Origin of the sequence: Streptomyces sp. MAR4 CNX-425 (genome assembly GCF_048656465.1) — a bacterium.
GTDB lineage: Bacteria > Actinomycetota > Actinomycetes > Streptomycetales > Streptomycetaceae > Streptomyces.
The window spans coordinates 249,264-272,287 of record NZ_JBMDLF010000001.1; the positions used below are offsets into that span (position 1 = coordinate 249,264).

General features: G+C 76.1%; 20 protein-coding genes and 1 riboswitch. Of the genes, 18 read left to right on the top strand and 2 right to left on the bottom strand.

From position 1 onward, the window contains the following. Positions 1–304 precede the first annotated feature (304 nt). The 4 genes from ectA to thpD all read left to right on the top strand — a co-directional run bounded on the left by ectA (position 305) and on the right by thpD (position 3,584). Positions 305–859 carry a diaminobutyrate acetyltransferase gene (gene ectA / locus ACHZ99_RS01105; protein ID WP_420302376.1) on the top strand — a complete coding sequence of 185 codons (555 nt, stop codon included), beginning with the start codon at positions 305–307 and terminating at the stop codon, positions 857–859. A 53-nt stretch (positions 860–912) separates the two neighbouring features. Next, positions 913–2,181 (top strand): diaminobutyrate--2-oxoglutarate transaminase, encoded by a 1,269-nt coding sequence (ectB, locus tag ACHZ99_RS01110; protein ID WP_420302377.1) that lies wholly within the window; start codon positions 913–915, stop codon positions 2,179–2,181. A gap of 105 nt (positions 2,182–2,286) precedes the next feature. Next, complete coding sequence (locus tag ACHZ99_RS01115; protein ID WP_420302378.1) at positions 2,287–2,685, top strand: ectoine synthase; 399 nt, start codon at positions 2,287–2,289, stop codon at positions 2,683–2,685. A 5-nt stretch (positions 2,686–2,690) separates the two neighbouring features. Next, positions 2,691–3,584, top strand: a complete 894-nt coding sequence (gene thpD, locus ACHZ99_RS01120; protein ID WP_420302379.1) for an ectoine hydroxylase — start codon at positions 2,691–2,693, stop codon at positions 3,582–3,584. Between the two features lie 230 nt (positions 3,585–3,814). Here thpD and ACHZ99_RS01125 read toward each other — a convergent pair whose 3' ends face one another. Continuing rightward, positions 3,815–4,522, bottom strand: a complete 708-nt coding sequence (locus ACHZ99_RS01125) for a DsbA family oxidoreductase (protein WP_420302380.1) — start codon at positions 4,520–4,522, stop codon at positions 3,815–3,817. Between the two features lie 82 nt (positions 4,523–4,604). Next, a complete protein-coding gene (locus ACHZ99_RS01130; protein WP_420303163.1) occupies positions 4,605–5,186 on the bottom strand; it encodes a histidine phosphatase family protein in 582 nt (193 codons plus the stop codon). 121 nt (positions 5,187–5,307) lie between these two features. Further along, positions 5,308–5,388, top strand: a riboswitch (cobalamin riboswitch). A 58-nt stretch (positions 5,389–5,446) separates the two neighbouring features. Here ACHZ99_RS01130 and ACHZ99_RS01135 point away from each other — a divergent pair. The 14 genes from ACHZ99_RS01135 to ACHZ99_RS01200 all read left to right on the top strand — a co-directional run bounded on the left by ACHZ99_RS01135 (position 5,447) and on the right by ACHZ99_RS01200 (position 22,994). Beyond that, positions 5,447–5,683 carry a CbtB domain-containing protein gene (locus ACHZ99_RS01135; protein ID WP_420302381.1) on the top strand — a complete coding sequence of 79 codons (237 nt, stop codon included), beginning with the start codon at positions 5,447–5,449 and terminating at the stop codon, positions 5,681–5,683. Positions 5,684–5,717: 34 nt separating this feature from the next. Beyond that, positions 5,718–6,512 (top strand): CbtA family protein, encoded by a 795-nt coding sequence (locus ACHZ99_RS01140; protein ID WP_420303164.1) that lies wholly within the window; start codon positions 5,718–5,720, stop codon positions 6,510–6,512. A gap of 82 nt (positions 6,513–6,594) precedes the next feature. Further along, positions 6,595–7,635 (top strand): cobalamin biosynthesis protein, encoded by a 1,041-nt coding sequence (locus ACHZ99_RS01145; protein ID WP_420302382.1) that lies wholly within the window; start codon positions 6,595–6,597, stop codon positions 7,633–7,635. Continuing rightward, a complete protein-coding gene (gene cobN / locus ACHZ99_RS01150; protein WP_420302383.1) occupies positions 7,632–11,282 on the top strand; it encodes a cobaltochelatase subunit CobN in 3,651 nt (1,216 codons plus the stop codon). The genes ACHZ99_RS01145 and cobN overlap by 4 nt, the downstream gene beginning before the upstream one ends. Positions 11,283–11,475: 193 nt before the next feature. After that, positions 11,476–13,614: a putative cobaltochelatase gene (locus tag ACHZ99_RS01155; protein WP_420303165.1), complete on the top strand. Its 2,139-nt coding sequence runs from the start codon at positions 11,476–11,478 to the stop codon at positions 13,612–13,614. After that, entirely contained in the window at positions 13,614–14,228 is a 615-nt protein-coding gene (gene cobO / locus ACHZ99_RS01160; protein WP_420302384.1) for a cob(I)yrinic acid a,c-diamide adenosyltransferase, read from the top strand. Before ACHZ99_RS01155 ends, cobO begins: the two co-directional genes overlap by 1 nt. A 5-nt stretch (positions 14,229–14,233) precedes the next feature. Continuing rightward, positions 14,234–15,703, top strand: coding sequence for a cobyrinate a,c-diamide synthase (locus tag ACHZ99_RS01165; protein WP_420302385.1), 1,470 nt, complete (start codon positions 14,234–14,236; stop codon positions 15,701–15,703). Further along, positions 15,700–16,428, top strand: coding sequence for a precorrin-2 C(20)-methyltransferase (cobI, locus tag ACHZ99_RS01170; protein ID WP_420302386.1), 729 nt, complete (start codon positions 15,700–15,702; stop codon positions 16,426–16,428). The genes ACHZ99_RS01165 and cobI overlap by 4 nt, the downstream gene beginning before the upstream one ends. Positions 16,429–16,553: 125 nt before the next feature. Beyond that, positions 16,554–17,342, top strand: coding sequence for a precorrin-4 C(11)-methyltransferase (gene cobM, locus ACHZ99_RS01175; RefSeq protein ID WP_420302387.1), 789 nt, complete (start codon positions 16,554–16,556; stop codon positions 17,340–17,342). Positions 17,343–17,350: 8 nt separating this feature from the next. After that, positions 17,351–18,583, top strand: a complete 1,233-nt coding sequence (locus ACHZ99_RS01180; protein WP_420302388.1) for a cobalt-precorrin-5B (C(1))-methyltransferase — start codon at positions 17,351–17,353, stop codon at positions 18,581–18,583. A 464-nt stretch (positions 18,584–19,047) separates the two neighbouring features. Beyond that, entirely contained in the window at positions 19,048–20,322 is a 1,275-nt protein-coding gene (gene cbiE / locus ACHZ99_RS01185; protein ID WP_420302389.1) for a precorrin-6y C5,15-methyltransferase (decarboxylating) subunit CbiE, read from the top strand. 106 nt (positions 20,323–20,428) lie between these two features. Then, the gene (cobJ, locus tag ACHZ99_RS01190) at positions 20,429–22,135 is read left to right on the top strand and encodes a precorrin-3B C(17)-methyltransferase (RefSeq protein ID WP_420303166.1); all 1,707 of its coding nucleotides are present in this window, start codon (positions 20,429–20,431) and stop codon (positions 22,133–22,135) included. After that, on the top strand, positions 22,132–22,362 hold the full coding sequence (locus ACHZ99_RS01195) for an indolepyruvate ferredoxin oxidoreductase subunit alpha (protein ID WP_420302390.1): 231 nt from the start codon (positions 22,132–22,134) through the stop codon (positions 22,360–22,362). Before cobJ ends, ACHZ99_RS01195 begins: the two co-directional genes overlap by 4 nt. Then, on the top strand, positions 22,359–22,994 hold the full coding sequence (locus tag ACHZ99_RS01200; RefSeq protein WP_420302391.1) for a precorrin-8X methylmutase: 636 nt from the start codon (positions 22,359–22,361) through the stop codon (positions 22,992–22,994). Before ACHZ99_RS01195 ends, ACHZ99_RS01200 begins: the two co-directional genes overlap by 4 nt. Positions 22,995–23,024: the final 30 nt, after the last annotated feature.

A 23,024-nucleotide genomic window follows, 5' to 3' on the forward strand; every position in this document is an offset into this window, starting at 1 on the left:
TAACGGCAGTTTATCGTCGCCTGGCGAAGTGATTTTCCCGTCTTCTTCTGCCCGCTTCGCGGCCGGGTAAACCAGGAAATTTTTCGGCCAGTCAACCTTCTCAATCCGGACACTGGCCGCAGTCGTTATCAAGCCGTTACTTTCCCCCTCGTGGCACTGAATGCCCCCGGGAATTCCGTGAGATACCGGGCATATCCCCTTCGGCTCGCGCGCTCGCGCGTGCCCGCGGATAACACACCTACGTCCCTTTTGTAACCCCTACCGGCCGTGCGATTTCAATTTCCGCTAGGTAAATTCAATCTGCATGACTGCCGCACAAGCAGACCTAGCAGGCCCTCCCGATAAACCCCGCGCCGCGGCTGCAGACGAGACGGACGTCCGGCTGGACACCCCGCGAATCGAGGACGGCGCCGCAATCTGGCGCATCGCCCGCGACTCCGGGTCGCTGGACCTCAACTCCTCGTACAGCTACCTGCTGTGGTGTCGCGACTTCGCCGACACCACGGTCGTGGCGCGGGACTCGGACGGCGCCCCGGTCGGCTTCGTCACCGGCTACATCCGGCCGTCCCGGCCGGAGACGCTGGTCGTCTGGCAGATCGCCGTGGACGCCGCCTTCCGCGGCCGCGGTCTGGCCGGCACGCTGCTCGACGGACTCACCGAGCGCGCGCTGAAGGACCGCGGCATACGGCGCCTGGAAACGACCATCACCCCGGACAACTCCGCCTCCGACCGGCTCTTCCGTTCGTACGCGCGCCGCCACGGCGCCGACGTCGACCGCGACGTGCTGTTCCGCGGTGAGCACTTCCCGGACGGCCACGAGCCCGAGCTGCTGTACGCCATCGGCCCCCTCACGGGCTGAGCCCCGCCATTCGTACCCCCCGCACACACCGGATCATCTCCCAGGAGAACGCTGTGACCATCACACCGCCCGCCCTGAGCGTCTTCGAGACCCTGGAGTCGGAGGTGCGCAGCTACTGCCGTGGCTGGCCCGCGGTCTTCGACCGGGCCCAGGGCAGCTATCTGTACGACGAGGACGGCCACACCTACCTCGACTTCTTCGCCGGCGCCGGATCCCTCAACTACGGCCACAACAACGCCGTGCTCAAGCGCGCGCTCCTCGACTACCTGGAGCGCGACGGCATCGTTCACGGCCTGGACATGGCCACCACCGCCAAGCGCGGATTCCTGGAGACCTTCCAGAACGTCGTCCTGCGCCCCCGGGACCTTCCGTACAAGGTCATGTTCCCGGGGCCGACGGGCACCAACGCCGTCGAGGCGGCGCTGAAGCTGGCCCGTAAGGTCAAGGGCCGCGAGGCGATCGTCTCGTTCACCAACGCCTTCCACGGCATGTCGCTCGGCTCCCTCGCCGTCACCGGCAACGCCTTCAAGCGCGCCGGCGCCGGCATCCCGCTGGTGCACGGCACCCCGATGCCGTTCGACAACTACCTCGACGGCCAGGTCCCGGACTTCCTGTGGTTCGAGCGGCTGCTGGAGGACCAGGGCTCCGGGCTCAACATGCCGGCCGCCGTCATCGTCGAGACCATCCAGGGCGAGGGCGGCATCAACGTGGCCCGCGCCGAGTGGCTCCGCGGCCTCGCCGAGCTGTGCAAACGCCGCGACATGCTGCTCATCGTCGACGACATCCAGATGGGCTGCGGCCGCACCGGCGCCTTCTTCTCCTTCGAGGACGCGGGCATCACGCCGGACATCGTCACGCTGTCGAAGTCCATCAGCGGCTACGGGCTGCCGATGTCGCTCACCCTGTTCAAGCCGGAGCTGGACGTGTGGGAGCCGGGCGAGCACAACGGCACCTTCCGCGGCAACAACCCGGCGTTCGTCACCGCCACCGCCGCGCTCGACACCTACTGGGCCGACGGGCAGATGGAGAAGCAGACCCTCGCCCGCGGCGAGCAGATCGAGCAGGCGCTGCTCGCGATCTGCACGGAGCACGCGGACGCCGACGCCTCGTACCGCGGCCGCGGCATGGTCTGGGGGCTGGAGTTCCCCGACCCGGCGCGCGCCTCGGCGGTCTGCCGCCGCGCGTTCGAGCTGGGGCTGATCCTGGAGACCTCGGGCCCGCAGAGCGAGGTCGTCAAGCTGCTGCCGGCGCTGACGACCACGCCGGACGACCTGGACCAGGGGCTGCGCACGCTGACCCGGGCGGTCCGCGAGACCGCCTGAGACCACCCGTCCGAGACCCGCCCGCGGGCAGGCACGGGTACGTACACGCCGAAGACCACCGACCGAACGCCGCCGACCACCGGAGAAGAAAGGCACAGAAGTACCGTGATCGTCCGATCCTTCAAGGAGCTTGAGGGCACCGACCGGCATATCAAGTCCGCGTCGGGCACCTGGGAGAGCAAACGCATCGTGCTCGCGCAGGAGCGCGTCGGCTTCTCCCTCCACGAGACCGTGCTCTACGCGGGCACCGAGACGTCCATGTGGTACGCCAACCACATCGAGGCCGTGGTCTGCGTCGAGGGCGAGGCCGAACTCACCAACGACGAGACCGGCGAGAAGCACGCCATTACGCCGGGGACGATGTACCTGCTGGACGGCCACGAGAAGCACACGATGCGCATCAAGCAGGACTTCCGCTGCATCTGCGTCTTCAACCCGCCGGTCACGGGTCGCGAAGACCACGACGAGAACGGCGTGTACCCACTGCTGACCGAGGAGGACTGAGAACCATGGCCACCCCGACTGTCACCGACCTCTACCCGACGCGCGGCGCCGAAGAAGTGAAGACGCCCCGTCAGGACCCGGTGGTCTGGTCGGAACCGGGTGCCGACGGGCCCATCCCGCCCTGGGAGCTGGAGGGCTACGAGCGCAACGGATTCCTGACGGTCGACCAGCTGATCACGCCGGAGGAGGTGGAGACGTACAAGGCGGAGCTGGAGCGGCTCGTCGCCGACCCGCGGATCCGCGCCGACGAGCGCGCGATCGTCGAGTCCCGCACGCAGACCGTGCGCTCCATCTTCGAGATCCACAAGATCAGCGACGTCTTCGGGAAGCTGGTGCGCGACGAGCGCGTCCTCGACCGGGCGCGGCAGATCCTCGGCTCCGAGGTGTACATCCACCAGAGCCGGATCAACGTCAAGCCCGGGTTCGGGGCCAGCGGCTTCTACTGGCACTCGGACTTCGAGACCTGGCACGCCGAGGACGGCCTGCCGAACATGCGGACCGTGTCGGTCTCGATCGCGCTGACGGAGAACTACGAGACCAACGGCGGGCTCATGATCATGCCGGGGTCGCACAAGACGTTCCTCGGCTGCGCGGGCGCCACGCCGAAGGACAACTACAAGAAGTCGCTCCAGATGCAGGACGCCGGCACCCCCACCGACGGGGCGCTGACGGAGATGGCCGAGGCGCACGGCATCAAGCTGTTCACCGGCGCGGCCGGCTCGGCGACCTGGTTCGACTGCAACTGCATGCACGGCTCGGGCGACAACATCACGCCGTACGCCCGCAGCAACGTTTTCCTCGTGTTCAACAGCGTGGAGAACACGGCGGTGGAGCCGTTCGCGGCCCCCGTACGGCGGCCGGAGTTCATCGGCGCGCGGGACTTCACCCCGGTGCAGTGACGCGCAGGCCGTAGCGGAGCCGAAGCCCCCGGTGCGTCCGGGGGCTTCGGCTTGCGGGGCCGGCGTCGGCAGGACCCGGCTCGTGCACGAACTCCTCGCCCGGCCGCGCCTCGCCTCCCTGCGCCCGATGGTGGGGCACTGCCAGCAGCTCCGGCGTGCGCGTTCGACGGATCGGGGTCGTCGGACGAGGACGGTTCGGTCGCGTCGTACGCGGGGACGTTCGGGCCCCGCTACGGGACGTCGCAGGCGTCGTCCGCGCAGACGGCGCCGTCGTCGCCGCCGGAGCCCGTGACGGTCTGCAGGCCGCCCGCGGCGGCGGCCTGCTCCAGGGCCTGAGTGAAGACCGCCGCCGGCTGCCCGCCGGAGACGGCGAAGCGGCGGTCGATGACGAAGAACGGCACCCCGGTGGCGCCCAGCTCCGCGGCCTCCTGCTCGTCGGCGCGTACGGCCTCGGCGTAGGCGGTGTCGTCCGCGAGCACCGTGCGCACCTCGGCGGCGTCGAGGCCGGCGCCGGCGGCGATGTCGACGATGGTGTCGACGTCGCTGATGGGGCGGGCCTGGGCGAAGTTCGCCTCGTACAGCGCGCCGAGCAGCCGGTCCTGCAGCCCGCGCTCCTTGGCGAGGTGCAGCACGCGGTGCAGGTCGAAGGTGCCGGTGGCGAACCGGTCGTGGCGCATGCCGAGCCCTTCGGCCGCGGCGGCGGCGCCGACCCGGTCCTCCATGGCCTTGAGCTGCGCGTCGTCGACCCCGTACTTGGCCTTCAGCTCCTCGGCGACGGACTTCCCGCCCTCCCGCGGCGCCCCGGGGGCCAGCTCGAACGACCGGTGCACGACCTCCACGCCGTCCCGGCCGGCGAAGGCGGCGAGGCCCTTCTCGAAGCGGGCCTTTCCGATGTAGCACCAGGGGCAGACGACGTCGGACCAGATCTCTACTCGCATGACGGGGCAAACGGGCGGGGCGGTGGGCGGTATTCCCGCGGAATTCCCGCGGACCCGTGACCCGGGCCGCCCGGGGACGGGGTCAGGGGTCCGGGTCGAGCGGGGCGCCGCAGGTCAGGTTCCAGCGGCCGGCGCGGCCGGTGAGCTCGGTGCGGCTGAGGGGCGGCACGTCGAGCCGCCAGAACGCCTCGGACGGCAGGTCGAGGGCGTGCACGACCGCGGCCCGCACCGCCGCGGCCTCGGCGACGGCGACGACGCGGCCGGAGGCGTCGGCCCCGCCCGCCAGGCCGTCCAGCCACACCCCCACCCGCCCCCGCAGTTGCAGCAGCGACTCCCCGCCGTGCGGCGCCGCCGCCGGATCCGTCAGCCAGCCCCGTACCGCCTCGCCCTCCGCCGCCGCCAGCTCCTCCAGCCCCCGCCCGCGCCAGCGGCCGACGTCCCAGTCCGCCAGCTCCGCCTCCGGCTCGGCCGCGAGCCCCAGCGCGTCGGCCGTCTGCCGGCAGCGCACCGACGGCGCGGCGTACGCGGGAGCGCGCGTACGGAGCGACACCGCCGCCCGTGCGCCCGCGCGCTCCGCCGCACGCCGACCCGCCGCGTCCAGCGGCTCGTCCGCGCCGAACACCGCATGCCGCAGCTCGGCGTTGATCGCCGGCGTGACAAGCATCACCCGGACCGTCACCAGCCGTCTCACCTGCCCCTTCCACCACTCGGCCGCCGGAGGCCGTATGGCCGCCGGCCCGCAGCGACGGTATCGTCAGCCCGTCAACCGCATACGACGGCGCAACGGAAGCCCGGTGAGATTCCGGCACGGCCGCGCCACTGTGAGCCGGACGACGCCCGCCAGGGCGCGGTCCGGTGAGTCAGACCCGCACCGTCGTCAGAGCTCCACCGAATGGGACGCGTGATCCCAGGGAGGTTTTCGCCATGGCTCAGTCAGCCGTGTCACCCACGACGCCCGCCGCCGACGGATCGGCCGGTGTCCGTATCGCACCCGTCCCGCTGAAGACCCTCGCCCCGTGGGCGCTGTTCGGCGGGATCCTCATGCTCGTTCTGCTGTACTTCGTCGGCGCCGAACAGGGCGCCACGTCCCTGGTGTCCGGCGAAGGCGTGCACGAGTGGTTGCACGACGGCCGGCACCTGCTCGGCTTCCCCTGCCACTGAGCAGGGGTGAGTTCTGATGACATCGGAGATTTCTGTGGGTTCCGCGGCCGTGCGCGGGCTGCTGCTGCGCGGGATGCTCGCGGGGCTGGGCGCCGGGGCGCTGGCGCTGGTCGTGGCGTACTTCCTGGGCGAGCCGCAGGTCGACGCGGCGATCGAGCGGGAGGCGCACGCGGCGGGCGGCGGCCATGGTCACAGCCACGGTCACGGCCACGGGGCGGCGGAGGGGGGCGGCGAGGGCGAACTCGTCAGCCGTTCCCTGCAATCCACCGCGGGCCTCGCGACGGGCATGCTCGTGTACGGGGTCGCGCTCGGCGGCCTCGCGGCGCTGGCCGTGGCGTACGCGCTGGGCCGCGTCGGCCGCTTCGGGCCGCGGGCGACGGCGCTGCTGCTGGCGCTGGGCGGGCTGGTCGCGGTCTCGGTGGTGCCGTCGCTGAAGTACCCGGCGAACCCGCCGGGCGTCGGGAACGCGGAGACGGTGGGTGAGCGGACGGCCCAGTACTTCCTGATGGTGGCGCTGTGCGTGCTGCTGGCGGTCGGTGCGGCGATGGCCGGGCGGGCGCTGGTGCCGCGGCTGGGCGGCTGGTACGCGACGGTGGCGGGCGGAGCGGTGTTCACGGCGGCGGCGGGGGTGGCGGTGGCGCTGCTGCCGGAGTCGTCGGTGGCGGTGCCGGAGGGTTTTCCGGCGGATCTGCTGTGGCGGTTCCGGATCGCGTCGGTGGCGGTGCACGGGGTGGTGTGGGTCGGGTTCGGGCTGCTGTTCGGGGAGTTGGCGGAGCGGTTGCTGCGCGGGCCCCGGCGGGCGGTGCGGGTGGCGCCGGGGGCGGGCTGAGAGCGCCCGCAACCGCACGGCACCCCATCCGCGCTCCCGCGCTCCGCCCTCCGCCCTCCGCCCTCCGCACGAGATCGGCACCATGACACTCCTCGCCACGTCGCGCCCGCGCTCCTACGCCCTGGGCGCCGCCCTCGGCTACGTCGCCGACCACCTCGTCGGCGACCCCCGCCGCGCCCACCCGGTCGCGGCCTTCGGCCGCGCCGCGGCGGCGCTCGAAGGCCGCCTCTGGCGCGACACCCGGGCCGCGGGCGCCCTGCACACGGGGCTCTGCGTGGGCGGGACGGTGGCCGCCGCCGCCCTGGCCGCGGCGGCGGCGGCCCGCGGGCGGGCCCGCCGGGCCGCGGGTGCGGGGGGTGCCCCCGCCCACGACACCACCCCCGCCCCCCTCACCTCCCTCACCGCGCTCACCGCCCTCACCACCTGGTCCGTTCTCGGCGGCGCCTCCCTCCGCCGCGAGGCCCTCGGCATCGCCCACGCCCTCCGCGCCCACCGCCTCGCCGACGCCCGCCGCCGCCTCCCGCGCCTCTGCGGCCGCGACCCCGACACCCTCGGCGAAGCCGACATCGCCCGCGCCGTCGTCGAGTCCGTCGCCGAGAACACCTCCGACGCCGTCGTCGGCGCCCTCGTCTGGGGCGCCGTCGCCGGCGTTCCCGGGCTCGCCGGCTTCCGGGCCGTCAACACCCTCGACGCCATGGTCGGCCACCGGTCGGCCCGCTACCTGCGCTTCGGCTGGGCCGCCGCCCGGCTCGACGACCTCGTGGGTTACCCCGGCGCCCGCCTCACCGCCGCCCTCGCGGCCCTCGCCGGGCCCGCTCCCGCCGCCGCCCTCCGCGCCTGGCGGCGGGACGGGCCCCGGCACCCCAGCCCCAACGCCGGGCCCGTGGAGGCCGCGTTCGCCGGGGCGCTCGGGCTGCGGCTCGGCGGGGAGCTGTCGTACGGGGGGCGTACCGAGCACCGGGCGGTGCTCAACCCCGGGGGCCGCGCCCCCGACGCCGGCGACATCGAGCGTGCCGTACGCCTCTCCGCCCGCGTCTGCGCCCTCGCGCTGCTCACCACCGCCGGCGCCGCCCTGCTGCGTACGCCGCCGGCCACGACGCCTACCGAAGCGAGCCGTGCATGACGACCGTCCTCCTCCTCTCCACCGCCGACACCGACCTCCTCGCCGCCCGCGCCTCCGGCGCCGGCTACCGCATCGCCAACCCCGCCCGCACCGCCCCCGACGACCTGCCCGCGCTCCTCGACGGCACCGACCTCGTCGTCGTACGGCTCCTCGGCGGCAAACGCGCCTGGGAGGAGGGTCTCGCCGCGCTCCGCCGCACCGGCGTGCCGACCGTGCTGCTCGGCGGCGAGGCCGTGCCCGACGCGGAGCTGACCGCCGAGTCGTCCGTGCCGGCCGGGGTGGTCGCGGAGGCGCTGCGCTACCTCGTCGAGGGCGGGCCGGCGAACCTCGCCGAGCTGGCCCGGTTCCTCTCCGACACCGTGCTGCTCACCGGGGAGGGCTTCGCACCGCCGCGGCCCATGCCGGCGTACGGGGTGCACGGTTCGTACGTCCTGAAGGACGACCGGCCCACCGTGGGCGTGCTCTTCTACCGCGCCCACGAACTCTCCGGAAACACCGCCTTCGTCGACACGCTCTGCGCCGCCGTCGAGGCGTGCGGCGCCAACGCCCTGCCCGTGTACTGCGGTTCGCTGCGCGGCGCGGACCCCGGCCTGTTCGAGCTGCTGGGCCGCGCCGACGCCCTCGTGGCGACCGTTCTCGCCGCCGGCGGCACCCGGCCGTCCGACGCCACCGCCGGCGGGGACGACGAGACCTGGGACGTGGGCGCGCTCGCGGCGCTGGACGTCCCCGTGTTGCAGGGGCTGTGCCTGACGTCGTCCCGGGCCGCCTGGCTGGGCTCGGACGCCGCGCTGTCGCCGCTGGACGCGGCGATGCAGGTGGCGATTCCGGAGTTCGACGGGCGGCTGGTGACGGTGCCGTTCTCGTTCAAGGAGGACGGCCCGGACGGCGTGCCGGTGTACGTGGCGGACGAGGAGCGGGCCGGGCGGGTCGCGGGGATCGCGGTGCGGCACGCGCGGCTGCGGCACACGCCGAACGGCGACAAGCGGATCGGGCTGGTCTTCACCGCGTACCCCACCAAGCACTCCCGGGTCGGCAACGCCGTCGGCCTGGACACCCCCGCCTCCGCCGTCCGCCTGCTCGACGCGCTGCGGGACGCGGGCTACGCCGTCGACGGCCACCCCGACGACGGCGACGAGCTGATCCACCGCCTCATCGCCGCCGGCGGGCACGACGTGGAGTGGCTGACGGAGGAGCAGCTGGCGGCGGCGCCCGCGCGCGTGCCGCTGGCCGACTACCGGCGGTGGTTCGCCGCCCTGGACCCGGAGCTGCGGGCCGCGGTCGTCGCGCACTGGGGCGAGCCGCCCGGCGGGCTGTACGTGGCCGGGGACGAGATCGTGCTCGCCTCGCTGCGCTTCGGCAACGTCGTGGTGATGATCCAGCCGCCGCGCGGCTTCGGCGAGAACCCGATCGCCATCTACCACGACCCGGACATGCCGCCGTCGCACCACTACCTGGCCGCGTACCGCTGGCTGGACCGCACGTTCGGCGCCGACGCGCTCGTGCACATGGGCAAGCACGGCACGCTGGAGTGGCTGCCCGGCAAGGGGCTCGGCCTGTCGGCGGGGTGCGCGCCGGACGCGGTGCTGGGCGACCTGCCGCTGGTGTACCCGTTCATCGTCAACGACCCGGGCGAGGGCACCCAGGCCAAGCGCCGCGGGCACGCCACCGTGGTCGACCACCTGGTGCCGCCGATGGCCCGCGCGGACTCGTACGGCGACCTGGCGAAGCTGGAGCAGCTCCTCGACGAGTACGCGCTCGTCTCCGACCTCGACCCGGCCAAGGCGCCCGCCGTCCGCGGCCAGATCTGGACGCTCGTACGGGCCGCGGAGCTGCACCACGATCTGCACGTGGCGGAGCAGCCGGCGGACGACGACTTCGACGACTTCGTGCTGCACGTCGACGGCTGGCTGTGCGAGATCAAGGACGTGCAGATACGGGACGGGCTGCACGTGCTCGGCGCCGGCCCGGCCGGCGAGGCGCGGGTGAACCTGGCGCTGGCGGTGCTGCGTTCGGCGCAGGTGTGGGGCGGCACCGGCGGGGCGCTGCCGGGGCTGCGGGCGGCGCTGGCGGCGCGGGTGGGGCTGGTCGAGGCGGAGCTGCTGGCGGAGCCGGGCGCGCGGGTCGCGGTGCCGGCGGGGCTGACGGAGCGGGTGGCGGGTCCGGCGCGTACCGCGTCGGACGCGGTCGACCTGCTGGAGACGCTGGCGCGGCGGCTGGCGGAGGGCCTGGAGGCGCGCGGGTGGCAGGGCGCGGCGGTGCCGGAGGTCGTCGCGGGGGTGCTGGGCGAGGGGGACACCGCCGACGTCGTCCGGGTGCTGGAGTTCGCCTGCGCGGAGGTGGCGCCGCGGCTGGCCCGGACCACCGACGAGATCGGCAACGTGCTCCGCGCGCTCGACGGCGGCTACGTCCCCGCCGGGCCGTCCGGCTCCCCCACCCGCGGCCTGGTCAACGTGCTGCCGACCGGCCGCAACTTCTACTCCGTCGACCCCAAGGCCATCCCGTCCCGGCTCTCCTGGGACGTCGGCAGCGCCCTCGCCGAGTCCCTCCTCGCCCGCCACCTCGCCGACCACGGCGCGTACCCGCGGTCCGTGGGGCTGACGGTCTGGGGCACGTCCTGCATGCGCACCCAGGGCGACGACATCGCGGAGATCCTGGCGCTGCTCGGCTGCCGCCCGGTGTGGGACGACGCCTCCCGGCGGGTGACGGGCTTCGAGGTGGTGCCGGCGGCGGAGCTGGGCCGGCCGCGCATCGACGTGACCGTCCGCATCTCCGGCTTCTTCCGCGACGCCTTCCCGCACGTCGTCGGCCTGGTCGACGACGCGGTACGGGCGGTCGCCGAGCTGGACGAGCCGCCGGAGGTCAACTTCGTACGGGCGCACGCGGACGAGGACACCGCCGCCCACGGCGACCGCCGCCGCGCCACCGCCCGCGTCTTCGGCTCCAAGCCCGGCGCGTACGGCGCGGGCCTGCTGCCGCTGATCGACGCCCGTAACTGGCGCTCGGACGCCGACCTGGCGGAGGTCTACGCGGTGTGGGGCGGCTACGCGTACGGCCGCGGGCTCGACGGGCGGGCGGCGCGCGGGGACATGGAGGCGGCGTTCCGGCGGATCCAGGTGGCGGCGAAGAACGTCGACACGCGCGAGCACGACGTGTTCGACGCCGACGACTACTTCCAGTACCACGGCGGCATGGTGGCGATGGTGCGCCACCTGACGGGCGGTTCGCCGGAGGCGTACGTCGGCGACAGTGCCGTCCCCGAGCAGGTGAGGACGCGCACGCTGGGCGAGGAGACGCACCGCGTCTTCCGCGCCCGGGTGGTGAACCCGCGCTGGACGGCGGCCATGAGAAGGCACGGCTACAAAGGAGCCTTCGAGATGGCCGCCACCGTCGACTACCTCTTCGGCTACGACGCCACCGCGGGCGTGGTGGACGACTGGATGTACGAGAAGCTCGCGGCGACCTACGCCTTCGACCCGGAGAACCAGGAGTTCATGCGGCGCTCCAACCCGTGGGCGCTGCGCGGCATCGCCGAACGGCTGCTGGAGGCGGCCGACAGGGGGCTGTGGACGGAGCCGGACCAGCGGACGCTGGCCCGGCTCCGGGAGATCTACCTCGAACTTGAGGGCGATCTCGAGGGGGAGGAATGACCCACTCGCAAGCCTCGCCTCCGCGGGGAAAACACAGCTCGAACGACCGTCGACGGCCCAATCCCCACCGCTGCGGGACCTGCACGACCAGTGTCACGCATCTCCGCAAAGCGCCACAGGAACAGTCGGTTTCCTCACCCGAAGGAAGGATGATCGCGTGAGCGTCCCCTATCCGTTCGCGGCCGTCGTCGGCATGGCCGACCTGCGGCTGGCCCTGACGCTCAACGCGGTGGACCCCGCCGTCGGCGGTGTCCTCGTCCGCGGTGAGAAGGGGACCGCGAAGTCGACCGTGGTCAGAGGGCTCGCCGCGCTCCTCCCGGACGTCGCCGTCGTGCCCGGTTGCCGCTTCTCCTGCGACCCGGCCGCGCCGGACACCGGCTGCCCGGACGGGCCGCACGAGGCGGGGCGTACGGACGGCGTGCGCGCGGCGCGGATGGTGGAGCTGCCGGTGGGCGCGTCGGAGGACCGGCTCGCGGGGGCGCTGGACATCGAACAGGCGCTGGCCGAGGGCCGGAAGACGTTCGAGCCGGGGCTGCTGGCCCGGGCGCACCGCGGCGTGCTGTACGTGGACGAGGTCAACCTGCTCCACGACCACCTGGTCGACCTGCTGCTGGACGCGGCGGCGATGGGCGCCAACTACGTGGAGCGCGAGGGCGTCTCCGTACGGCACGCGGCCCGCTTTTTGCTCGTGGGCACCATGAACCCGGAGGAGGGCGAGCTGCGCCCGCAGCTGCTCGACCGGTTCGGCCTGACGGTCGAGGTCGCCGCGTCCCGGGAGCCGGCCGAGCGCGCGGAGGTGGTGCGGCGGAGGCTCGCGTACGACGCGGACGCGGCCGGTTTCGCGGCGCGCTGGGCGGCGGAGGAGGACGCGCTGCGGGCGCGGATCGCGGCGGCCCGGGCACGGCTGCCCGCGGTGGTGCTGGGGGACGCGGCGCTGCGGCAGATCACGGCGACGTGCGCGGCGTTCGAGGTGGACGGGATGCGCGCGGACATCGTCATGGCCCGGACAGCGACGGCGCTGGCGGCGTGGTCGGGGCGTACGGAGGTGGCGGCCGAGGACGTACGGCAGGCGGCGCTGCTGGCGCTGCCGCACCGGCGGCGGCGCAACCCGTTCGACGCGCCGGGGCTGGACGAGGAGAAGCTGGACGACACGCTGCGCGAGCACGCCGGCCCCGGGGACGACGGGCCGGACGGCGGCGGCGAGGGCGGCCCGGGCGGCGACGGGGACGGCGGCCCGGGCGGGGACGGCGGCCCGGGGCCGGACGGCGCCCGGGACCCCGCACCGGACGGCCCCCCGGACGGCGACGGCGGCGCCCGCCCGCCGCAGGAACGGCCCGGCGCCGGCGCGGCGCCGCAGGAGCCGGCCCGTACCGGAACCGACGGCCCCCCGCACTCCGCCCCCGCCGCCTCCGGCGCTCCGGCGGAGGACCCCGGCGCCGGGCCCGACGCACAACCCCCCGCCGAGCCGTTCCGCACCCGCCGCCTCGACGTACCCGGCGTCGGCGAGGGCGCCGCCGGCCGCCGCTCCCGCGCCCGTACCGCCCACGGCCGCACCACCGCCGCCCGCCGCCCCCGCGGCGCCCTCGGCGCCCTGCACCTCGCCGCCACCGTCCAGGCCGCCGCCCCGCACCAGCGCACCCGCGGGCGACGCGGCCCCGGCCTCGTCCTCCGCCGCGACGACCTGCGCGAAGCCGTCCGCGAGGGCCGCGAGTCGAACCTCGTGCTCTTCGCCGTCGACGCCTCCGGCTCCATGGGCGCCCGGCAGCGCATGGGCGCGGTGAAGGGCGCGGTGCTGTCGCTGCTGCTGGACGCCTACCAGCGCCGCGACAAGGTCGGCCTGGTCACCTTCCGCGGCCGGGACGCGGAGCTGGCGCTGCCGCCCACCTCGTCGGTGGACGCCGCGGCGGCCCGGCTCACGCGGCTGCCCACCGGCGGCCGCACCCCGCTGGCCGCCGGGCTGCTGCGGGCCCGCGACACCCTGCGCGTCGAGCGGCTGCGGGACCCGGCGCGCCGCCCGCTGCTGGTCGTCGTCACCGACGGCCGCGCGACGGGCGGCCCGGACCCGGTCGGCCGGGCGGCCGGCGCGGCGCGGCTGCTGGCGGCGGACGGCGTCGCGTCGGTGGTCGTCGACTGCGAGTCGGGGCCGGTGCGGCTGGGGCTCGCGGGCGAGCTGGCGCAAGGGCTGGGAGGTCCGGCGGTGGCGTTGGGCGAGCTGCGGGCGGAGGCGGTGAGCGGGCTCGTACGGGAGGTCCGGGAGGACCGGCGCGCGAGTGCCGCGCCCGGCGGGACCGCCGCCGGGCGCGGGCCGGGGAGTGCGGGGAGGGCCGCCTGATGCCGAAGGGACAGCCGGCCGCCGTGCCGGACGACGGCCTGACGACGCGGCAGCGCCGCAACCGCCCGCTGGTCGTCGTGCACACCGGGCCGGGCAAGGGGAAGTCCACGGCCGCCTTCGGGCTGGCGCTGCGCGCCTGGAACCAGGGCTGGCCGGTCGGGGTGTTCCAGTTCGTGAAGTCCGCCAAGTGGCGGGTCGGGGAGGAGCGGGCGCTGCGGGTGCTGGGCGCGAGCGGCGAGGGCGGCACGGTGGCGTGGCACAAGATGGGCGAGGGCTGGTCGTGGATCCAGCGGCCGCCGTCCGGGGAGGCCGCCGAGCCGGACAACGAGGCGCGGGCCCGGGAGGGCTGGGAGCAGGTCAAGCGGGACCTGGCGGCGCAGACGTACCGGCTGTACGTGCTCGACGAGTTCGCGTACCCGATGCACTGGGGCTGGGTGGACACCGACGAGGTGGTGGCGGTGCTGCGGGACCGGCCGGGCAGTCAGCACGTCGTCGTCACGGGCCGGAACGCGCCGGCGGCGCTGATGGAGTTCGCGGACCTCGTCACGGAGATGGGGAAGGTCAAGCACCCCATGGACGCGGGCCAGAAGGGCCAGCGGGGGATCGAATGGTGAGTTCCGTGACGGACGTGCCCCGGCTGGTCGTCGCCGCGCCGGCCTCCGGCAGCGGCAAGACGACGGTCGCGACGGGCCTGATGGCGGCGTTCACGGCCGCCGGCCAGACCGTCTCGCCGCACAAGGCGGGCCCGGACTACATCGACCCGGGCTACCACGCGCTCGCGGTCGCCGACGGCCGCGCCGGCGGCCGCCCGGGGCGCAACCTGGACCCGTACATGTGCGGCCCGGACCTGGTCGCCCCGCTGTTCGCGCACGGCGCGGCGGGCGCGGACGTGGCCGTGGTGGAGGGCGTGATGGGCCTGTACGACGGCGCCTCCGGCGCCGGGGAGGCCGGTTCGACGGCGGAGGTGGCGAAGCTGCTGCGGGCGCCGGTGGTGCTGGTGGTCGACGCCTCGGGACAGGCGCGGTCGGTGGCGGCGCTGGTGCACGGGTTCGCGTCGTGGGACCCGGAGGTGCGGATCGGGGGCGTCGTCCTCAACCGGGTGGCCTCCGACCGCCACGAGGAGCTGCTGCGCGAGGCCCTGGACGCCGCGGGCGTCCCGGTGCTGGGCGCGCTGCGCCGGGACCCGTCGCTGACGGCGCCGTCGCGGCACCTGGGGCTGGTCCCGGCGGCGGAGCGGCGCGCGGACGCGGAGGAGGCGGTACGGGCGCTGGCGGCGCGCGTACGGGAGCGGTGCGACGTGCCGGGGCTGCTGCGGCTGGCGCGGACGGCACCGCCGCTGGCGGTGGCGGCGTGGTCACCGGAGGAGGCGGTGCTGCCCCCGCCCCCGGCGGAGGCGGAGGGGAGGAGAACCGCGGGCGGACCGGGAAGCGGCGCCCCCCGGGCCCGGGAAGGGACGGGATCGGGGACCACCCCCCGCCCGCCCGGACGGCCGGTGGTGGCGATGGCCTCCGGACCCGCCTTCACCTTCTCGTACGCCGAACACGCCGAACTCCTCACCGCCGCCGGCGCCGACGTCGTCCCCTTCGACCCCCGCCGCGACGAGTCCCTGCCCCCCGGCACCCGCGCCCTCGTCGTCGGCGGCGGCTTCCCCGAGGTGTACGCCGCCGAACTCGCCGCCAACGAACCGCTCCGCCGCGACGTCGCCCGCCTCGCCGCCGCCGGCGCCCCGGTGGCCGCCGAGTGCGCCGGCCTCGTCTACCTCGCCCGCGACCTCGACGACGCGCCCATGTGCGGCGTGCTGGCCGCCCGGGCCCGTATGACCGACCGGCTCACCCTCGGCTACCGCGACGCGGTCGCCGTCGCCGACAGCGCCCTCGCCGCGGCCGGCACCCGCGTGCGCGGGCACGAGTTCCACCGCACCGCGCTCGACCCGCCCGCCGGCGCGACGCCCGCATGGGGGATGACGCGGCCGGCCCGGCGCGTCGAAGGTTTCGTACGGGGCGGAGTCCACGCCTCGTACCTGCATGTGCACTGGGCCGCCGCCCCCGCCGTGGCGCGCCGGCTCGTCGAAGGGTGTGAAGCGGCATGAGCATGCGACTCGTCGGCGTCGGGGTCGGCCCCGGCGACCCGGAGCTGGTCACGGTCAAGGGCGCGGGCGCGCTGCGGGCCGCGGCGGTGGTCGTCGTCCCCGTGCTGGAGGGCGGCGGCACGGGCCGCGCCGAGGCGACGGTCCTGCACTACGTCGACGGGGCGAAGGTCGTCCGCGTCGTCTTCGCCCTCAACGAGCGCAGCGACGCCGCGCGCCGCGAAGCGGCGTGGGACGCGGCCGGCGCCCGGGTCGTGGAACTGCTGCGCGCGCACCGCTCGGTGGCGTTCGCCACCCTCGGCGACCCCAACGTCTACTCCACCTTCACCTACCTCGCCGAGACGGTCACCGCCCTGCTCCCCGGCGTGCGGGTGGAAAGCGTGCCGGGCATCACCGCGATGCAGGACCTCGCGGCCCGCGGCGGCACGGTGCTCGCGGAGGGCACCGAGCCGCTGACGCTGGTGCCGGTGACCGCGGGCACGGCAGTGCTGACGGAGGCGCTGCGGGGGCCGGGAACGGTGGTGGCGTACAAGTTCGGGCGGCTGGCGGGCGAAGTGGCCGGGGCGCTGGCGGAGACCGGCCGGATGGAGGGCGCGGTGTGGGGGTCGTCGCTGGGTCTGGCGGAGGAGTCGGTGCGGCCGGCGGCGGAGCTGGGGGCGGAGGCGCTGCCGTACCTGTCGACGCTGATCGCGCCGGCGCGGCGGGCGGGCCGGGGGGACAAGCTGTGAGCGGGGGGCGGCTGCCGGAGCAGGCGAGGAAGCCGGGACGGCCGCCGGAACCGGCCCCGGGACCCGGACCGGACCCCGCACCCGAACCGGCGGCGACGCGCCCGGCCGCCCCCGGTACCGGCACGGTGACGTTCGTGGGGGCGGGCCCCGGCGCGGCGGACCTGCTGACGTTCCGGGCCGCCCGCGCCATCGCCGACGCCGACGTCGTGATCTGGGCGGCGAGCCTCGTCCACGAGGACGTGCTGCAACACGCGCGCGCGGACGCCGAGATCGTCGACTCGGCGGCGGTACCGCTGGAGGAGGTCGTCGCGGTCTACGGGCGGGCGGCCCGCGACGGGCTGCGCGTGGCGCGGGTGCACTCCGGCGACCCGGCGCTGTGGGGCGGCACGCAGGAGCAGGTGGAGCGGTGCGCCGAGCTGGGTCTGGCGGTGGAGATCGTGCCGGGCGTCTCGTCGTTCTCCGCGGCGGCCGCCGCGGCGGGGCGGGAGCTGACGGTGCCGGAAGTGGCGCAGTCGGTGATCCTCACCCGCCTGGGCGGCGGGAAGACGCCGATGCCGGACGGCGAGGAGGTACGGGAGTTCGCGCGGCACGGCACCACGATGGCGGTGTTCCTGTCCGCCGCCCGCTCCGGCCGGCTGGCAGCGGAGCTGCTCGCGGGCGGCTACGCGGCCGCGACGCCGGTGCTCGTGGCGTACCGGGTGACGTGGCCGGACGAGCGGGTGGTGCGCTGCACGGTCGGCACGCTGGAAGCGGCGGTGAAGCAGCACCGGCTGTGGAAGCACACGCTGTTCCTCGTCGGCCCGGCGCTGGCGGCGGCGGGCACGCGGTCACACCTGTACCACCCGGGGCACTTCCACGGCTTCCGCCGGGCGGAGCCGGGGGCGCGGCGGGCGCTCCGCGAGGGCGGGGCGTAGGAGAGCGGATGCCAGGCGAGCGGGGAGCGGACGCGGAGGGCGCCGGTGGCGGCGCCGCCGGCGGTCCGGGTCCGGGGCCGCCGGAGGGACCGGAGCCCTCCGGGGGGCCGGAGCTGCGAGAGCCGGATCTGCCGCGTACGGCCAAGGTGCGGCAGAAGGCGCTGCGTACCGGATGGACCACCGGCACCTGCGCCTCGGCCGCCGCACGCGCGGCGACGCTGCTGCTGGCGACCGGCGAGGCGCGGCGGTGGGTGGAGGTGGCGCTGCCGTCGGGGCGGCGGGTGACGTTCGCGGTGGAGCGGGCGGAGGAGCTGCGGCCGGGGCGTACGGAGGCGGTGGTCGTGAAGGACGCGGGCGACGACCCGGACGTCACCCACGGCTCGCACCTCACGGCCACCGTGAGCTGGCGCGCGGCGCCCGGGCTGGAGCTGCACGGCGGTGTGGGGGTGGGGGTGGTGACGAAGCCGGGCCTGGGACTGGAGCTGGGCGGCCCCGCCATCAACCCCGTACCGCGGCAGATGATCATGCAGGCGGTGGCGGAGGTCGTGGACCTCGGGCGGCGGGGCGTGGACGTGACCATCAGCGTGCCGGACGGAGAGCGGCGGGCCCGGAAGACGACGAACGCGCGGCTCGGGATCCTGGGCGGCATCTCCATCCTCGGCACGACGGGCATCGTGCGGCCGTTCTCGACGGCGTCGTGGCGGGCGAGCGTCGAGCAGGCGGTGGCGGTGGCGGCGGCGCAGGGCGAGACGGCGGTGGTGCTGTGCACGGGCGGGCGGACGGAGCGGGGAGCGATGGAGCTGCTGCCGGAGCTGCCGTCGGTGTGCTTCGTGGAGGTGGGCGACTTCACGGGGGCGGCGCTGCGGAGGGCGGCGGAGCGGGGGGTGGAGCGGGTGGTGTTCGTCGGGATGGTCGGGAAGCTGACGAAGCTGGCGGCGGGGGTGCTGATGACGCACTACACGCGGTCGAAGGTGGACCCGGAAGTGCTGGCGGAGATCACGCGGGCGGCGGGCGGTCCGGAGGACCTGGCGACGGCGGTGGGCGCGGCGAACACGGGGCGGCACGCGTACGAGCTGTGGGAGGCGGCGGGGGTGCTGCCGGCGGCGGGGCGGGAGTTGTGCGGGCGGGTGGCGGAGGTGCTGGAGCGCTTCACGGAGGGGCGGGTCGCGGCGGAGGCGGCGATGGTGGATTTCACGGGGCGGGTGCTGGTGGCGCGGAGCGACGGGGAGCTGCTGTCGTGATCACGGTCATAGGCTGCGGAACGGGGTCGCCTCCGGCGCGGATCGGGGAGGCGGACCTGGTGGTGGGCGCGGCGCGGCACCTGGCGGAGGTGGAGCTGCCGCGGGGTGCGGAGTGCGTGACGCTGGGGCCGCTGGGGCCGGCGCTGGAGCGGATCGCGGCGTATGTGGAGGGGGTTGAGGGACCGGAGGCGCTGCCGCGGGGGGCCGGGGGAGCCTGTGGTGGGGGGTCTGGAGCGGAGCCTGGCCAGGGGCCCGGGGGCGAGCCCCCGGGGGAGTCCAGGGCAGAGCCCGGGGCACAGCCGCGCGGGGTCGGGGGCGGAGCCCCCGAAGCGGGATCCGGGGCGGAGCCCTGTGGGGGGCTCGGGGCAGCGCCCAGCCCAGGGCCAGGGGCGCAGCCCTCCGGGGAGTCCGGGGCGGGGCCGGGCCCGGGATCCGGGGCGGAGCCTCACGGGGGGTCCGGGGCAGTGCCCGGTCCAGGGTCCGGTGCGCAGTCCCGGGAGGTCGGGGCACAGTTCCTCGGGGGGTCCGGCACGGGGCCTGGTCCGGAGTCCGGGGCGGAGCCCCGCGGGGGGTCCGGGGCAGTGGGACAACCCCACCCCCGCACCCGCACCCGCGTGGTCGTCCTCGCTTCCGGTGACCCCGGGTTCTTCGGCGTCGTCCGGGCCCTCGCCGACCGCTTCGGCCCGCACCTCCTCGACGTCCGCCCCACCGCCCCCGCCGTCGCCGTCGCGTTCGCCCGCGCCGGTCTGCCCTGGGACGACGCCGCCGTCGTCAGCGCCCACGGCCGCGACCTCCGTACCGCCGTCAACGTCTGCCGTGCCCACCCCAAGACCGCCGTCCTCACCGGTCCCGGCGCCGGGCCCGCCGAACTCGGTGCCGCGCTGGCCGCCGCCGGCGTCCCCCGTACCCTCTTCGTCGCCTCCGCCCTCGGCTCCGCCGCGGAGGACGTCGTACGCCTCTCCCCCGCCGACGCCGCCGACGCCGCCAACACCGGCCCCGCCGCCCGCCCCTGGCCGCCGCGTGCCGTCAACGTCGTCCTCTGTCTCGACGAGCGCCCCGGCCGCACCGTCGCCTCCGCGCCACGCACCCTCGCCGGGCCCGGCCCGTACCCCCTTCCGCACCCCCGCGGCCTGGGCTGGGCACTTCCCGAGGCGGACTTCGGCCACCGCGCCGGCATGGTCACCAAGTACGAGGTCCGCGCCCTGGCCCTCGCCCGTCTCGCCCCCCGGCTGGGCGAGTTGGTGTGGGACGTGGGCGCGGGGTCCGGGTCCGTGGCGGTGGAGTGCGCGCGGTTCGGGGCCGCCGTGGTCGCCGTGGAGCGGGATGCCGACGCCGTGGGGCGGATCCGGGCCAACGCGGCGGCGCACGGCGTGGACGTGCAGGTGGTGCCCGGCACCGCTCCCGCCGCGCTGGCGGGTCTGCCGGATCCGGACGCGGTGTTCGTCGGCGGCGGGGGCGGGGACGTGGCGGAGGTCGTCGCGGTGTGTGCCGCGCGGGCGCGCCGGGTGGTGGTCGTGACGCTGGCCGCCGTGGACCGGGTGGCGGGGGTACGCGCCGCGCTGGTGGCGGCCGGGTTCGGGGTGGACGGGGTGCTGCTGCAGTCCTCCCGGCTGGCGCCGCTGCCGGGCGAGGTGACGCGCCTCGCGGCGACGAATCCGGTGTTCGTCCTCTGGGGTCTCCGTGACGCGGCGGTGCGCCCACCGGGCCCGGATCCGCCGCCCGCGGTCCCCCGCCCGTAGCCGCACCCCCGGCCCAACCCGCCCCCCACCAGCCCACCGACCCGCCAGCCCGCACCCCGACTCCCCCAGAGAGGCCACCTCCGTGACCACCCCGCCGGACCGCCCCGTGATCGGGCTCGTCGCCGCCACCGCCGCCGGCTCCGCCGCCGCCCGGCGGCTGGCGGACGCCTGGCCGGACCGGACCCGCCGTTATGACGAGGCCCCGGTCCGTACCTCCGTGGAGCGCGCCTTCGCCGAGTGCGACCGGCTCGTCTGCTTCCTCGCGACCGGCGCCGCCGTCCGTCTCCTCGCCCCCCTGCTCCGCGACAAGGCCGCCGACCCCGGCGTGGTCTGCGTCGACGAGGCGGGCCGGTTCGCCGTCGCGCTGCTGGGCGGCCACGGCGGCGGCGCGAACGAACTCGCCGCCGAGGTCGCCGACGTGCTCGGCGACGGCTGCGCGCCCGTCGTGACCACCGCCACCGACGCGGTCGACGTCCCCGGCCTCGACTCGCTCGGCTGGCCGGTCGAGGGCGCGGTGGCGGCGGTGACGCGGGCGGTGCTGGACGGGGCGCCGGTGGCGTTGCGGGCGGACGCGACGTGGCCGTTGCCCGCGCTTCCGCCGCACGTCGGGGTGCGCGGGGTGGCGACGGACGTGCGCCTGTACGTCACGGACCGCCGGCTGCCGCTCGCGGCCCGGGAAGCGGTTCTCCGCCCGCCGTCCCTGGTCGTCGGGGTGGGGGCGAGCCGGGGGGTGGAGACGGCGGAGGTGCTGGGCGTCGTCGGGGACGCCCTCGCGCAGGCGGGGTTGAGCCCGCGCTCGGTGGCCACGCTGGCGACCGTCGACGCCAAGGCCGACGAGCCGGGGCTGTGCGCCGCGGCCGAGCGGCTGGGGGTGCCGCTGCGTACGTTCCCGGCCGCGGTGCTGGCCGCCGTGGACGTCCCGACCCCTTCCGCGGCGCCCCTCGCCGCGGTGGGGACGCCGAGCGTCGCGGAGGCGGCGGCGCTGACGGCGGCCGGGGAGGGCGGGGAGCTGCTCGTACGGAAGCGGAAGTCGGCCGCCCGTCCCGCGATGGCGACCTGTGCCGTGGCCCGCCGCCGCCCGCGCGGCCGGCTCGCGCTCGTCGGCCTGGGCCCCGGCGCCCGGGACCTGCTGACGCCGCGGGCCCGCGCGGAGCTGCGCCGCGCGTCGGTGGTCGTCGGGCTCGACCAGTACGTCGGGCAGATCCGCGACCTGCTCCGGCCCGGCACCCGGGTGCGCGAATCGGGCCTCGGCGCCGAGGAGGAGCGGGCCCGCACCGCCGTGGCCGAGGCGCGCGCGGGGTACGCGGTGGCCCTGGTCGGCAGCGGCGACGCCGGGGTCTACGCGATGGCCGCGCCGGCGCTGGCGGAGGCGGGCGCGGACATCGACGTCGTGGGGGTGCCGGGGGTGACGGCGGCGCTGGCCGCGGCGGCGCTGCTGGGCGCGCCGCTGGGGCACGACCACGTCGCGCTCAGCCTTTCGGACCTGCACACGCCGTGGGAGGTCATCGAGCGCCGGGTGCGGGCGGCGGCGGAGTCGGATCTCGTGGTCACGTTCTACAACCCGCGCAGCCGCGCCCGCCGCCGGCAGCTCCCGGAGGCGCTGGCGCTGCTGGCGGAGCACCGTGCGCCGGGGACGCCGGTGGGTGTCGTACGGAACGCGTCCCGGCCGGACGAGCAGGTGACGCTGACGACGCTGGCGGAACTGGACCCGGAGACGGTGGACATGATGACCGTGGTGACGGTGGGCAATGCGGCGACCCGCGAGATCGCGGGCCGGATGGTGACCCCCCGCGGCTACCGGTGGCAGACGTGACCCCCCGCCCCGGGCCCGCCGTCCCCGCGGCCCACGCCGCCCCCGTCACGGTCAACGACCGCTGCACCGGCTGCGGCGCCTGCCTCCTCACCTGCCCCGAGCACGCCCTCCGCCCGCGCGGCGGCGCCCTGTTCGTACGCGCCGACCTGTGCACCGGCTGTCTGGAGTGCGTGGAGGTCTGCCCGGCCGACGCCGTCGACGCGTACGAAGCGGAGGAGCGCCCGTGACCAGGACCGTCCACCCCATCGAGGAGGAGTCGTACCGCCGGCTGCGGGCCCGCGTCGACACCGCGCGGCTGCCTCCGCTGACCCGCGCGGTCGTGGAGCGGGTCATCCACTCCTCCGCCGACCTCGCCTACGCCGGCGACCTGGTCTGCGACGAGGCGTCCCTGCGCGCCGCCCACGCCGCGCTGCACGCGGGCGCGCCGGTCGTCGCCGACGTCGAGATGGTCGCGGCGGGCATCACCGCCCGCCGCGCGGTCTGCCGGCTGCGCGACGCCGTGTCCGTGCCCGGGCTGACCCGCTCGGCGGCGGCCGTGCGGCTGGCGTACGGGGAGGTGGGGGCGGGCGCCGTGTGGGTGGTCGGGTGCGCGCCGACCGCGCTGGCGGAGCTGATCGCGCTGGACGCGGCGCCGGCGCTGGTGGTCGGGCTGCCGGTGGGGTTCGTGGGGGCGGTGGAGAGCAAGGCGGAGCTGCGGGCCTCGGGGCTGCCGGCGGTCAGCAACGTCTCCGAGAAGGGCGGTTCGGCGGTGGCCGCCGCCGCGGTCAACGCCCTGCTGTACGCCCCGCCCCCCGCGCACCGCCCCGGCGGCCACGGCCCCGCCCCCGGCCCCGGCGGCGGCCCGCCGCCCGCCACGTAGCCCACCGTTCCCGACCGCTCGCACCGCTGT